This window comes from Streptomyces sp. NPDC091387 (assembly GCF_044756945.1).
In the GTDB taxonomy this organism is placed as follows: domain Bacteria; phylum Actinomycetota; class Actinomycetes; order Streptomycetales; family Streptomycetaceae; genus Streptomyces.
Genome location: NZ_JBIVTZ010000001.1, coordinates 448,064 through 461,976, shown reverse-complemented (window position 1 = coordinate 461,976; position 13,913 = coordinate 448,064). Strand labels below are relative to the sequence as shown.

The following is a 13,913-nucleotide window of genomic DNA, read 5'->3' as shown; positions in this document are numbered from 1 at the left end:
ATGCGGCTGGGACCAGCCTTGAGGGCATGACCACGACCCCAACTACGGCCACGGCCAAGACCTCAGAAGCAACTCCACGTTCCGCATCCAGTAAAACCCCCACCACCGACAATCGCCCGGGACGGCTGCTCGCCCTGGTGCTGGCGGCCCAGTTCATGGCGCTGCTCGACATCTTCATCGTCAATGTCGCCGCCCCGACGATCCGCACCGAACTCGGCGCTTCCGGAGCCGGGTTGCAGCTGGTGGTGGCCGGGTACACCATCTCCTACGCCGTCCTGCTCATCACCGGTGCCCGGCTCGGCAGCGTCTTCGGGCACGGCCGCGCCCATCTGGCGGGTCTCGCCGTCTTCACCGTCGCGTCGCTTGCCTGCGGACTCGCCACGGGCACCGGACAGTTGATCACCTTCAGGGTGATCCAGGGGATCGGCGCGGCGGTGATGATCCCGCAGGTCCTCAGCCTGATCCAGCAGCACTTCAGCGGCGAGGCCCGGGTTCGCGCGCTGGGCGCCTACGCGGCGGTCCTGGCCACCGGCGCCGCGGCCGGACAGGTGGTGGGCGGGGTGCTGGTCAGCGCGGATCTGTTCGGCACGGGCTGGCGCCCGGTCTTCCTGGTCAACGTGCCGATCGGGCTGGTTCTGCTGGTGCTAGGCGTCCGTGTGCTGCCGGGTGAGCCGCGTGCCGGGCGGGCCCGGCGCGCGGCACGGGACCGCGGGCTGGATCTGGCGGGGCTGCTGATGCTCGCGGCGGCCGTCGTCCTGTTCACCGTTCCGCTGGTGCTCGGAGAGGAGTTGGGCTGGCCGGCCTGGACCTGGATCTGCCTGCTCGCCTCCGCGGTGTTCTTCGCCGGGTTCGCGGCCTACGAGACACGGCTGGCCGCGCGAGGCGGTGCACCGCTCATCGCGCCCGGGGTGCTCCGCCTCCCCGGCATCGCGCGGGCGGCGCTGCGCATTCTCCTGGTGATGGGGACCAACGCCGGTTTCCTCTTCGTGATGACGCTGCACGTCCAGGGCGGCCTGGGGTACTCGGCGCTGCGCAGCGGGCTGATGTTCGTGCCGACCGCGGTGGCCTTCGGCGCGGTCGGGCTGACCTGGCGGCGCTGGCCTGCCGGGCTCCAGGGGGTCCTGGCCCCGGGCGGATTCGCGCTCGTGGCCGTCGGTTCGGCGGCCCTCGGCCACCTGATGCGCGACGGCGGCGACGGCGGTGCCTTGCTGTACGTGGTCTTCGTCGTCATCGGCGCGGGCATGGCGCTCGGCTTCAGCCCCACTCTTACGGGTGCCCTGGCGAACGTACGACCGGAGGACGCCGCCGATGCGAGCGGCGTCCTAGTGACCGTCACCCAGCTCGGCCAGCTCATCGGCGTCGCGGGGTTCGGCACGCTCTACCTCAACCGCCTTGATACGCCTGGGGTGCAGGGTTCGGGAGAGGCGCTGTGGGTATGCGCTCTCGCGCTGTCGGCGGCCGCCGTCACAGGTGTGCTGGTGGGTCTTGTGCGGCGTCGGCGGACGACGGGGTCTCGGCAGGGCTGACCCCCTTGCGGGGTCATGGCAGAATCGGACCGCCGGAGGGGGCGACGGACCGAACGGGAGGGAGTGCGCGATGCCTGCGAGTCGCCACGAGGTCCCGGACCTGCCCCCTGTTCACGAGGCCCGCGTCTGCGCCGGCCGCCCCGTCGGCAGTTCGCCCCCCACGGTCCGGACGCCCGGCGGGAACGGCGGAATCCTCCACTTGTGCACGGCCCGCGGCCGCAGCCGGAGCTGATCCATGGGCGCCCACAGGCGGAAGTGCGACTGGTGCGGCAGCGGTACGCCCATCGTCCGGGACATGGACCCGGTCAACCAGGACTACCAGTACTGGTGCGAGGAGTGCGCGCGGGCGCTGGTCATAAAGGGCGACCCGATCGAGACCTACCGGGAGCTGGAGGGCGAGCCGATCTACGGCCGTCTGCTGGAGGAGCACTGCACGCTCAAGCGCTTCTACTCCTTCGCCACCGCCTGACCGGGCCCCGCCGACGAGGCGGAATCGGGCAGACCGGAAACGATTTGGTGGACGGCCGGGGTGACCGGTAATGTTCTCGATGTCGCCGCGGGAGACCGGGCGGCGCGACACGGGGCTATAGCTCAGTTGGTAGAGCGCCTGCATGGCATGCAGGAGGTCAGGAGTTCAATTCTCCTTAGCTCCACAGTGAAGATCGAGCAGCGGGCCATCCGAATTCGGATGGCCCGCTGCTCGTCTGTGCAGCCGTGGTCGTGCGGTTCGCATCCCGATGTGTCCACGGATCGGCGGCGCCCGGATGGCGGCCGGGCCATTGCGGTACCCTGACGCCATGCGTGCCGTACGCCTTCTGCTTAGCGAGCCGCGCTGATCACTCCCGACCGGTGAGAATGCCTGGTCGGCATCGGCGCGGCGTCCCCTCCTGTGCGAGGGGATTTTTCGTTTCCGTAGACGCGTGTCCGTAGACGTGGGCGCCGGCAGATGACGATCGATGGAGCTTTGAGGATCATGAGCGAGACGAATTCCGCAGCCGACGTTGCTGCGCCGCACCGCTACACGGCAGCGATGGCCGCCGACATCGAGGCACGCTGGCAGGACTTCTGGGACGCCGAGGGCACCTACGAGGCACCCAATCCGACCGGCGACCTGGCGGACAATCCGGAGCTGGCCGCCAAGCCGAAGAAATTCATCATGGACATGTTCCCGTACCCCTCGGGTGCGGGCCTGCACGTCGGCCACCCGCTGGGCTACATCGCCACCGATGTCTTCGCCCGCCACCAGCGGATGACCGGCCACAACGTCCTGCACACCCTGGGCTTCGACGCCTTCGGCCTGCCCGCGGAGCAGTACGCCGTACAGACCGGTACGCACCCGCGGCTGTCCACCGAGTCCAATATCGAGAACATGACGGCGCAGCTGCGCCGGCTGGGCCTGGGCCACGACAAGCGCCGCTCGTTCGCCACCATCGAGTCCGAGTACTACAAGTGGACCCAGTGGATCTTCGTACAGATCTTCAACTCCTGGTACGACGCCGAGGCGGACCGCGCCCGGCCGATCACCGAGCTGGTCGCCCAGTTCGAGAGCGGTGAGCGCCCGACCCCGGACGGCCGCGACTGGAGCGCCCTGAGCGCGACCGAGCGTGCCGACGTGCTGAGCGGCCACCGCCTGGCCTACGCCTCCGACGCGCCGGTCAACTGGTCGCCGGGTCTGGGCACCGTGCTGGCCAATGAGGAGGTCACGGCCGACGGCCGCTCCGAGCGTGGCAACTTCCCCGTCTTCAAGGCCAAGCTGCGCCAGTGGAACATGCGCATCACCGCCTACGCCGACCGGCTGCTGAACGACCTGGACGGGCTGGACTGGCCCGAGGCCATCAAGCTGCAGCAGCGCAACTGGATCGGCCGCTCCGAGGGCGCGCGGGTCGACTTCCCGGTCGACGGCGCCGGCGACATCACCGTGTTCACCACCCGCCAGGACACCCTGTTCGGCGCCACCTACATGGTGCTGGCGCCCGAGCACGAGCTGGTCGAGCGGATCATTCCGGCCGCCTGGCCCGAGGGCACCCACCCGGTCTGGACCGGCGGACACGCCTCCCCGGCCGAGGCCGTCACGGCGTACCGCAAGCAGGCCGCCGCCAAGTCCGACGTGGAGCGGCAGGCCGAGGCCAAGGACAAGACCGGTGTCTTCACCGGCGCGTACGCGACCAACCCGGTGAGCGGCGAGCTGGTCCCCGTCTTCATCGCCGACTACGTGCTGATGGGCTACGGCACCGGCGCGATCATGGCCGTGCCGGCGCACGACGCGCGCGACTTCGCCTTCGCGCGCGCCTTCGAGCTGCCGATGCGCTGTGTCGTCGAGCCGTCGGACGACCGCGGCACGGACGCCTCGACGTGGGAGGACGCCTTCGCCTCGTACGAAGCGAAGCTGGTCAACTCCGCGAACGACGAGATCTCGCTGGACGGCCTGGGCGTCGTCGAGGCCAAGGCCCGCATCACCGACTGGCTGAAGGAGCACGGGGTCGGCGAGGGCACCGTCAACTTCCGGCTGCGCGACTGGCTGTTCAGCCGCCAGCGCTACTGGGGCGAGCCCTTCCCGATCGTGTACGACGAGGAGGGCATCGCCCACCCGCTGCCCGAGTCGATGCTGCCCCTGGAACTGCCGGAGGTCGACGACTACTCGCCGCGCACCTTCGACCCGGACGACGCCGACACCAAGCCCGAGACCCCGCTGTCCCGCAACGCCGACTGGGTCAACGTCACGCTGGACCTGGGTGACGGGTCCGGTCCGCGGAAGTACCGCCGCGAGACCAACACCATGCCCAACTGGGCGGGTTCCTGCTGGTACGAGCTGCGCTACCTGGACCCGAACAACGCCGACAAGCTGGTCGACCCGGCGATCGAGCAGTACTGGATGGGCCCGCGCGAGGGGCAGCCGACCGGTGGCGTCGACCTGTACGTGGGCGGCGCCGAGCACGCCGTACTGCACCTGCTGTACGCACGCTTCTGGTCCAAGGCCCTGCACGACCTGGGGCACATCTCCTCCGCCGAGCCGTTCCACAAGCTGTACAACCAGGGCATGATCCAGGCGTTCGTCTACCGGGACAGCCGCGGTATCGCGGTCCCGGCGGCCGAGGTCGAGGAGCGCGACGGGGCGTACTACTACGAGGGCGAGAAGGTCTCCCGAGTCCTGGGCAAGATGGGCAAGTCCCTGAAGAACGCCGTGACGCCCGACGAGATCTGCGGCGAGTACGGCGCCGACACCCTGCGTCTGTACGAGATGGCGATGGGCCCCCTGGATGTGTCGCGCCCCTGGGACACGCGCGCGGTCGTCGGCCAGTACCGGCTGCTGCAGCGTCTGTGGCGCAATGTCGTCGACGAGGAGAGCGGCGAGGTCACCGTCGTCGACACCGAGCCCGGCGAGGACACGCTGCGTGCCCTGCACAAGGCGATCGACGGTGTCGGCGGGGACATGGCGGCGATGCGCTTCAACACGGCCATCGCCAAGGTCACGGAGCTGAACAACCACCTGACCAAGGCGGGCGGCCCGCTGCCGCGCTCCGTCGCCGAGCCGCTGGTGCTGCTGGTGGCGCCGCTGGCGCCGCACATCGCCGAGGAGCTGTGGCGCCGGCTGGGCCACACCGAGTCGGTCGTGCACCAGGACTTCCCGGTGGCCGACCCGGCGTACGTCATCGACGAGACCGTGACCTGCGTGGTGCAGATCAAGGGCAAGGTCAGGGCGCGCCTGGAGATCTCCCCGTCCATCACGGACGCAGAGCTGGAGGCCCTGGCACTGGCCGACCCGGCCGTCGTCGCCGCGCTGGGCGGTTCGGGAATCCGCAAGGTGATCGTCCGGGCGCCGAAGCTGGTGAACATCGTTCCGGCCTAGGCATTCGCCTCCGGTATGACGGTGTGAGGGCTTTCCCCTACGGGCAGGTTGGGGGTTCCGATGGAACCCTCGGCCTGCCCGTTCCGTTTACGGTGGAGGGGCCGGTAAACACATGTCGGCACCCGTCACACCATCCGAGGGGCGCTCATGGAAGCCATGATCCTGATTCTGGGGTTGCTCGTCGTCGCGTTCGTGGCCCTGGGCATCTATGTGAGTGTCAAGGTCATCGGGGCGGCCAGCCGCGGGGTGGACCGTACGATCACGCAGGCGCGCCGGGCCGTGGAGGACACCACGCTGCGGGCGAAGAGCTACGGACAGATGGGCGTCGTCGGGGAGCTGGCGCAGCTGCGGCTCTCGCTGCGCATGTCCATGCGGGCCACGCAGGAGGCGCTGCAGACGGGCGTGGCGGAGGACGCCTCGCTCTCCGAGTCGCTGGGGCTGTTCCAGCGGCTGAGTGTGCACGGCCGTGAGCTGGACGACGAGCTGAGGCGGCTGGAGCGGGAGCCCGACAAGAAGACGGTGGCCTCGTTGCTGCCGGGGCTGAAGAAGCGCACCGAGGAGATCACACGCTCGGCTGAGTCGCTGCGCTGGGCCGCGCGCGACCGGGCCCGCCAGTTCGCCGACGACGATCTGGCGGCACTGAACGTACAGATCGACGTGGAGGCCGGTGCGCTGCGGCACTGGACGACGGAGGAGCCGGTGGCGGGGCAGCAGCCCGACCGCTCGGACGAGCGTGGCCCAGGGCCGGGGCAGGACCCGGCCGGAGCCCCCGGACCCGCCCAGCGGCAGGGAAACGGGCCGGAGGACGAGGGGATCGCGCAGGCCATCACGGCTGCGGACCCCCGGCAGCGGACCACGTATCCGTGGCAGAAGACGGCGCGGCCCGAGACCATGAACTGAAGATGTACCCGCCCCGTTCCCCGGCACACCTGCTGGGTGCCGGGGCCGCTCTGCGGACCTGGGCGTCGAGCGGGGCCGGGCATGGAAGGATGCGGATCGAAGCGACCGGAACTGATCATTCGGTCGGGGTCGGACTGCCGAGCCACCGCCCCGGAAGGTAACCTCCCGCTCATGTCCCGCCATGTCGCGATCGTCACCGATTCAACGGCCTACCTGCCGCCCGAGGCGATGGAACGGCACGGCATCACAGCGGTGCCGCTGACCGTCGTCCTCGGTGATCAGGCGCTGGAGGAGGGCACCGAGATCTCGGCCCGCTCCCTCGCGCTGGCGCTCCAGAAGCGCCGCCCCGTGACGACTTCCCGGCCCAGCCCCGAGGTGTTCGCCGCCACCTACCGTGCGGCCGCCGACGCCGGGGCGAGCGGCGTTGTCTCGCTACACCTGTCCGCGGAGTTCTCCGGCACGTACGACGCAGCCCTGCTCGCGGCGAAGGACGCGCCGGTGCCGGTGCGGGTACTGGACACCGGGATGGTCGCCATGGCCCTCGGCTTCTGTGCCCTGTCGGCGGCGGAGGCCGCGGACGCGGGGGGCAGCCTGGACGATGCGGTGGCGGCGGCGGAGAAGCGTGCGGCGGCCACGGCCACGTACTTCTACGTCGACACCCTGGACTACCTGCGACGCGGCGGCCGGATCGGCGCCGCACAGGCACTGCTCGGCTCGGCCCTCGCCGTGAAACCGCTCCTCCAGCTGGACGGCGGCCGGATCGAACTGCTGGAGAAGGTGCGGACGGCCTCGAAGGCCATCGCCCGGCTCGAGGAGATCGTCGCCGAGCGGGCGGGCAGTGGACGGGTGGACATCGCGGTGCATCACCTGGCGGCCCCGGAACGGGCCGAGCGACTGGCGGAGCGGCTGCGCGAGCGGGTCCCCGGACTGGTCGACCTGCATGTCAGCGAGGTGGGTGCGGTGATCGGCGCGCACACCGGTCCGGGGCTGCTGGGAGCAGTGGTCTCGCCGCGCTGACGTCACTGCCCGGAGTGGCGAAGTTATCCACAACGGGCAGGTTTTCCACCATAATTGGGCGGCCTCAGCGGGTTCCGGCGGAAGTGCCTAGCGTCGTGAGGCATGGCTTCCCGATCACATCGTGCAACCAGCGGACCCGGTGGCGGAACCGGCCGTACGGGCCGTACCGGCTCCCTCGGCGGACCCGGCAGCGGGCCCGGCCGCCTTCCCGCGTCGGACGGGCGCGCCCGGAGCGTGGCGGGCGCCGGACCCGGCCGCCGTCGCCACGCGCTGGACCGCGCCGCCACTGCCGCGGCCTCCCGCACCCGTGCCGATGCGCTCATGGCGGGCGGGTACGGGGGACGGGTGGCCCGGCAGGCGGTGGGCATCGCGCCGGGGCTGTCCCGGGCCGCGGGTCCGCCCCGAGTCGCTGATGCGTCCCGGGGTGCTGATTCGTCCCGAGCTGAGGTCCTGCCACCGGCGTCGGCCCTCGGGCCGACAGCGGCGGAAGCGGATGCGTCCACGGTGGAATCACCGTCCGGGCCGGTGGTGCGTGCGGAACCGGAAGGGTGGTGGGCGCGGGCAGTTCCCGCGCTGCGGGAGCGGCTGCCGATGTGGGTGCAGTTGAGATGCGGTCTGGAGCCGAAGGCCCTTGCCGCACTCGCCGTTGTCCTGGTCGCGGCGGCGGTCTTCGCCGCGATGCACTTCTGGTCCGCACGCCCCGAAGGCGTACGCGCCCCCGATCCCGTCAGCGAGGCCGGGCACGCCCCTGTCCCGCGGGCCGGCGCGGACCCGGTGGCCGACGGGGCCGCTGTGCCCCAGCCGTCCCCCGGGCCGCCGCCGGCCGCCGCAGGGGGGACGGCCGGGCAGATCGTGGTGGATGTGAGCGGGAAGGTGCGCCGGCCCGGGATTCACCGGCTGCCGTCCGGCGCGCGGGTCACCGACGCGCTGCGGGCGGCGGGAGGGGTCCGGCCCGGCGTGGATCTCGACGGCCTCAACCGGGCCCGGGTGCTCGTGGACGGGGAACAGATCCTGGTGGGCGCGCCGCCCGGCGCGGTTGCCACAGGCGGTACGGATGGGGGCGGCGCGGGTCCGACGGCCCCGGGTGGCACCACCGGACCGGTGAGCCTCAACAGCGCGACCGCAGAGCAGCTCGAAACCCTGCCCGGAGTGGGTCCCGTCCTCGCCCAGCACATTGTCGACTACCGCACCCAGCACGGTGGTTTCCGGTCCGTCGACGAACTCCGCGAGGTCACGGGGATCGGCGACCGCCGGTTCGCCGACCTTCAGCCACTGGTGCGACCGTGAGCGCCGGGGACGTCCACACGGAGTCCGGCCGGCGGCTCGGGGTCTCCGATCCGCGGCAGGAGGGTCCGCCCGATCTGCGACTGGTTCCCCCGGCCCTGGCCGCCTGGGCCGGTGCCGCGCTGGCCGTGGGCACGCCGGGCCGGTGGGTCGCGGTGGGAGTGGTGCTCTGTCTCGGCACGGCCATGGTCCTGCTGGCCGTGCCAGGAGCCCCACCGGCCCGTGCCGCACGCGCGGCTCCGGACGCCAACGGGGACAGTACAGACGGCGTACGACGGCGACCGCACACCACGGATGACGAACGGCGGCAACGGCACGTGGGAGGTCATGGACGGTGGCAACCGTACGTGGCAGGTGACAGACGGCGGCCGTACTCCACCGGTGACGGAAGGCTGCGCCTGCACACGACCGCCGCGGCGGCGGTGCTGCTCTGCGCGGCGGCCGGGGCGGCGTCGGCCGGACTGCACAGCGCCGACGCGCGGCAGGGGCCGGTCCCCGGGCTGGCCCGGCAGTTCGCGAGAATCGAGGCAGAGGTCACCCTCACCTCCGACGCCCGGCGGACCTTTCCCCGGGTACGCGGCGACCACAGCACACCCGTCTCCCTCCTCCTGGACGCCGAGATCACCCGGCTGACGAGGCCCGACGGCACGGCTGTCCGGCTGCGTACGCCGGTGCTGGTCATCGTCACACCCGGCGGCGCGGCGGAGCAGTGGCAGCGGCTGCTCCCCTCCACCCGCTTACGGATCGGAGGCCGGCTGGCTCCACCGCTGCACGGCGGGGAGCGGGCCGCCGCGGTTCTCCGCCCCGACGGCAAGGGCCCGCCCCGTGTCACCGGCCCGCCCACGTTTCTCCAGCGCACGGCGGGTGGGCTGCGCGTCGGGCTGCGCACGGCGAGCGAGGGGCTCGGCCCCGATGCGCGGGCGCTCCTTCCCGGACTGGTCGTCGGCGACACCACCAGGGTCACGCCGGAACTGCACGACGCGTTCCGGGCGACCGACCTCACCCATCTCATGGCCGTCTCGGGTGCCAACCTGGCGATCCTGCTCGTCCTGCTGATCGGACCACCGGGCAGTGCCCTGCGGTCCGAACGCCGAGGGCTGGCACCCGGACTGGGGCTCTCCTTGCGGATGACCGCCCTGGTGGGCGGCGGGCTCACACTCGCCTTCGTCCTCGTCTGCAGGCCCGAACCGAGTGTGCTGCGGGCCGCGGCCTGCGGCCTGATCACCCTGCTCGCCATCGGCACGGGGCGGCGCAGAACACTGATCCCCGCGCTGGCCGCCGCCGTACTGCTGCTGGTGCTCTACGACCCCTGGCTGGCGCGCAGTTACGGATTCGTCTTGTCGGTCCTGGCCACCGGCGCGCTCCTGACCATCGCCCCTCGGTGGAGCGCCGCGCTGCAACGGCGCCGGTTGCCGTTCCGGCTCGCCGAGGCACTGGCTGCCGCGGCAGCGGCTCAGGCGGTGTGCTCGCCCGTTGTGGTGCTGCTCGCCTCCCGGGTGAGCCTGGTCGCGATCCCGTGCAACCTGCTGGCCGAGCTCGCGGTGGCGCCGGCCACGATTCTCGGGTTCGCCACGCTGGCCCTGGCCCCGGTGGCCATGCCGGCGGCCGAACTGCTCGCCCGGGTGGCGGGGTGGCCGGCCGGGTGGATCGCCTCCGTGGCCCGGACCGGGGCGGCGCTGCCCGGTGCGGAGATCGACTGGCCCGACGGCCGGACGGGCGCACTCCTGCTGGCCGTGCTGACCGGGTTGGTGGTGCTGTTCGCCCGGCGCATCGGACGCCACCCCTGGGTCTGCTCGGCCGCGGCGCTGCTCCTGGTGCTCGCGGTGTTGCGCCCGGTTCCGCTGACCCGGGTGCTGACCGGATGGCCGCCGCCCGGCTGGGCGTTCGCGATGTGCGACGTGGGTCAGGGCGACGCCCTGGTGCTCGCGGCCGGGCCCGGCTCGGGTGTGGTCGTCGACGCAGGGCCGGACCCCCGCCCGGCCGACCAGTGCCTGCGCGACCTGGGGATCACGCGCGTTCCGTTGCTGGTGCTGACCCACTTTCACGCCGACCATGTCCGGGGTCTGCCCGGCGTACTGCGGGGCAGAGAGGTGGGCGCGATCCAGACGACGAGCCTGGACGAACCGCCGGAACAGGCCGCGTTCGTGGCGAGAACGGCCGCGGCGGCGCGTATCCCCGTGGTGCGGGCCGTACCCGGTGAGCGACGACGGATCGGCGCGCTCGACTGGCAGGTGCTGTGGCCGGTGGGCGGTGCGTCGGCGGGGCCGGCGGCCGGTCCCGTACCGCAGGAGCCGAACGATGCCAGCGTCACCCTGTTCGTACGGGCCGGCGGACTCACGCTGCTGCTCCCCGGCGACCTCGAACCTCCGTCCCAGCAGGGCCTGTTGCGTGACTACCCGGCGCTCCCGCGTGTGGATGTGCTCAAGGTCGCTCATCATGGCTCCGCGCATCAGGACGCCGCCCTGCTGCGGACCGCGCACCCGAGGTTCGCCCTGATCAGTGTGGGCCGGGACAACCCTTACGGGCATCCGGCCGCCCGTACCGTGGACGCGCTCAGGGCCGGGGGAGCGGTGGTGCTCCGCACCGACAGGGACGGTGCGATCACGGTGACGGGCACCGGGCCGGGACTGCGGGCGGTGGGCCGGTCGTGACCGAGTACTCAGTCCGGCCCAGGGCCTTCGGCCACCAGTTCACCGCGCGGTCGGCTCGGCCCAGGGCCTTCGGCCACCAGTTCACCGCACGGTCGGCTCGGCCAAGGGCCTTCGGCCACCAGCTCACTGTGTGGTCGGCTCGGCCAAGGGCCTTCGGCCATCAGGCAGCCGTCCAGGCAGGCCACTCAGGCCACTCAGGCCAGCCACCGGCCTTCGGCTATGAGCTCACGGCCGGACTGCTCGTTCGACTCCCGCCACGCCTTGAGGGCGGTCGGAGTGAAGCGCAGGTACACCCAGGAGGGGCGGCCCCGCAGGTCCCAGTTGAATTTGGCGGCGAAGGCGTCGCCCGACTCCGGGGCGAGGTCCGCCCCCTCGATCACCTCGGCCGTCGCCTCGACGAGGACCACGTCACGGGTGTGGCCCACGGCGATCCGGGCGTGCCCGGTCGGCGTCACGTTGACCGCGGTGGGGTTGGTGCGCCGGGTGGCCATCAGCAGCGTCCCCTGGTCCCACACGAACCACAGCGGCACCAAGGCCGGCACCCCGTCCGCCGAGGCGGTGGACACCCATGCGTCCTCGTCCTTCTCCAGGCGATCGAGTGCGTCCTGCTTGCGCTGCTCCCGGCTGCGGGCCGGCTCATGCGTCGTCATGTCCCGCACGCTAGTCAGCGCACCCGGCACCGCGCCTCAGCCGCCGGTCCTAGGACCACCGGCTCATGGCGGGCCGCAGGCCCCCGGGACAGACTGCCGGTATGGACCCGCACCTGCCGCACACCCTTGACTCCTACCTGGCACGCATCGGCGCCACCAGGCCCGGTCGCCCCGACGCGGCGGCACTGCGCGAGCTGCAACTGCGCCACCTCACCGCCGTGCCCTTCGAGAACCTCTCCGTCCATCTCGGCGAGGACATCGTGCTGGAGGAGCAGGCGCTTCTCGACAAGATCGTGGCGGGCCGCCGCGGCGGGTTCTGCTACGAACTCAACGGGGCCTTCGCCTGGTTGCTGCGGGAACTCGGCTTCGACGTCACGCTGCTCCAGGCCCGGGTCCACGGCGACGGCGGGAAGCTCGGCATTCCCTACGACCACTTGGCGCTCCGGGTGGGGACGGACGACGGCACCGGTCCGTGGCTCGCGGACGTCGGCTTCGGTGACCACGCGCAGCATCCGCTCGCACTCGACGACCGCACGGACCAGGAGGACCCGCGCGGCACCTTCCGGATCAGGCGGGCCCCCGCCACCGCCGAGGGCGGCGAGGACTACGGGGACGTCGAGGTGCTGCGGGACGGAGCGCCGCAGTTCCTGCTGGATCCCCGGCCCCGGGTGCTGGCGGACTTCCGGGCCGGCGCCTGGTACCACCGCACCTCACCCGACTCCGGCTTCACCCGGTCCACGGTCTGCTCCCGTTTCACGGCCACCGGCCGGATCACGCTCAGCGGCCGGAAGCTCGTCACGACGGCCGGGGGCGAGCGCCACGAGACACCGCTGGGGAGCGACGACGAGGTGCTCGCCGCCTACCGCGACCACTTCGGACTGCGCCTCGACCGGCTGCCCACCGTCCGCGGAGCCGGTGCGTCCACGTCGAACGGGTGACACACACAAGACGGGTGACACATACAAACGGAGCGAGCAATCCGGACCTTCGGTAACACCTCTACCCAAGCCCCGTCGAGATGCTCTGTTTGCCTCGAACGCCACAAGGGTGATCGAATGCATGCTCGTCAGCGGGCCGCTGCTCCGACTACGAAGTCCAGCCACCCGGCCCCAAGGTGAACGCGCCCCCGGGGAGTACGTGAAGATGTTCGGCCGCTGGCTGGGAAGCATAGGAAACAAGGGTGCGACGGGTGCCACGCACGGCAGCGCCCTGGCCGGAATCGCCGTACCGGAATCGGCCGGCGTCCTCAGCTGCCGGGTGCTCGACCCGTTCAACGAGGCCGTGCGGCAGGCCGAGTTCGTGGTCACGGACGTCTCGGGACGCAAGATCGTCTCTGGCGAGACGGACCCGTACGGCAATGTCCTCGCCACGGTCCCGGCGGGGGAGTACCGGCTCGCCGTCACGGCCGAGGGCTTCACCCCCTTCCACGGATCGGCCTCGATCACCGAGGGCGAGCACGCTGGTCCGGGCGACGTCACCCTTCAGGCGTCGGCGCCCCCGCAGCTGCCCGACCCGGGCGAGTGGGAGATCGAGCCGATGCACTCGCAGATCGGCTTCACGGCCCGGCACATCGGGATGGCCCGTATCCACGGCCGGTTCAACACGTTCGCGGGCGCGGTCCGGATCGCCGACCGCATGGAGAACTCGGCCATGCACGTGATCATCGACGCCGCCTCGATCGACACGAACGTCCGGATGCGCGACGACCACCTGCGCTCCGGCGACTTCCTCGACGTCGGCCGCTACCCGACGCTGGAGTTCTACAGCGACCGGTTCGTCCACCGAGGCGGCACCCGCTGGGGCGTGAGCGGCGCGCTCACCCTGCACGGCGTGAGCCGTACGGTCACGCTGGACACCCAGTACCTCGGCCTCGGCAACGGCCTGGAGGGCGAGACGCGGGCCGCCTGCCGGGCCACCACCGAACTGCACCGCGAGGACTTCACCCTCACCTGGCAGACCATGCTGGCCCGTGGGATAGCCGCCGTCGGCTCCAGCATCTCCATCGACATGGACATCCAGATCGTCCCGAAGGGCTGAG

At 71.7% G+C, this 13,913-nt stretch carries 10 protein-coding genes and 1 tRNA gene; 10 read left to right on the top strand and 1 reads right to left on the bottom strand.

Annotated elements, in window-relative coordinates; all coding sequences use genetic code 11:
* Positions 1 to 26: 26 nt before the first annotated feature.
* From ACIQM0_RS02275 to ACIQM0_RS02240, 8 genes are all read left to right on the top strand, one after another.
* Positions 27 to 1,526: an MFS transporter gene (locus ACIQM0_RS02275; protein ID WP_401282610.1), complete on the top strand. Its 1,500-nt coding sequence runs from the start codon at positions 27 to 29 to the stop codon at positions 1,524 to 1,526.
* Between the two features lie 235 nt (positions 1,527 to 1,761).
* Positions 1,762 to 1,995: a hypothetical protein gene (locus ACIQM0_RS02270; RefSeq protein ID WP_362962580.1), complete on the top strand. Its 234-nt coding sequence runs from the start codon at positions 1,762 to 1,764 to the stop codon at positions 1,993 to 1,995.
* A gap of 111 nt (positions 1,996 to 2,106) precedes the next feature.
* Positions 2,107 to 2,179 (top strand) — tRNA-Ala (locus ACIQM0_RS02265).
* Positions 2,180 to 2,499: 320 nt separating this feature from the next.
* Positions 2,500 to 5,373, top strand: coding sequence for a leucine--tRNA ligase (gene leuS / locus ACIQM0_RS02260; RefSeq protein ID WP_401282607.1), 2,874 nt, complete (start codon positions 2,500 to 2,502; stop codon positions 5,371 to 5,373).
* A 147-nt stretch (positions 5,374 to 5,520) separates the two neighbouring features.
* Entirely contained in the window at positions 5,521 to 6,273 is a 753-nt protein-coding gene (locus tag ACIQM0_RS02255) for a hypothetical protein (protein ID WP_401282604.1), read from the top strand.
* A 171-nt stretch (positions 6,274 to 6,444) separates the two neighbouring features.
* A complete protein-coding gene (locus ACIQM0_RS02250) occupies positions 6,445 to 7,290 on the top strand; it encodes a DegV family protein (protein WP_401282602.1) in 846 nt (281 codons plus the stop codon).
* Positions 7,291 to 7,794: 504 nt separating this feature from the next.
* Complete coding sequence (locus ACIQM0_RS02245; RefSeq protein WP_401282599.1) at positions 7,795 to 8,577, top strand: helix-hairpin-helix domain-containing protein; 783 nt, start codon at positions 7,795 to 7,797, stop codon at positions 8,575 to 8,577.
* Positions 8,574 to 11,225 carry a ComEC/Rec2 family competence protein gene (locus ACIQM0_RS02240; protein ID WP_401282596.1) on the top strand — a complete coding sequence of 884 codons (2,652 nt, stop codon included), beginning with the start codon at positions 8,574 to 8,576 and terminating at the stop codon, positions 11,223 to 11,225. The genes ACIQM0_RS02245 and ACIQM0_RS02240 overlap by 4 nt, the downstream gene beginning before the upstream one ends.
* Before the next feature lie 194 nt (positions 11,226 to 11,419).
* Here the strand turns inward: ACIQM0_RS02240 and ACIQM0_RS02235 are convergent, their stop codons facing one another.
* Entirely contained in the window at positions 11,420 to 11,875 is a 456-nt protein-coding gene (locus ACIQM0_RS02235; protein WP_401282593.1) for a pyridoxamine 5'-phosphate oxidase family protein, read from the bottom strand.
* A 101-nt stretch (positions 11,876 to 11,976) separates the two neighbouring features.
* Here ACIQM0_RS02235 and ACIQM0_RS02230 point away from each other — a divergent pair, with 101 nt between their 5' ends.
* Both ACIQM0_RS02230 and ACIQM0_RS02225 read left to right on the top strand, forming a co-directional pair.
* Complete coding sequence (locus ACIQM0_RS02230; protein WP_401282590.1) at positions 11,977 to 12,813, top strand: arylamine N-acetyltransferase; 837 nt, start codon at positions 11,977 to 11,979, stop codon at positions 12,811 to 12,813.
* Between the two features lie 205 nt (positions 12,814 to 13,018).
* Entirely contained in the window at positions 13,019 to 13,912 is an 894-nt protein-coding gene (locus ACIQM0_RS02225) for a YceI family protein (protein WP_401283376.1), read from the top strand.
* The last annotated feature ends 1 nt before the right edge of the window (position 13,913 follow it).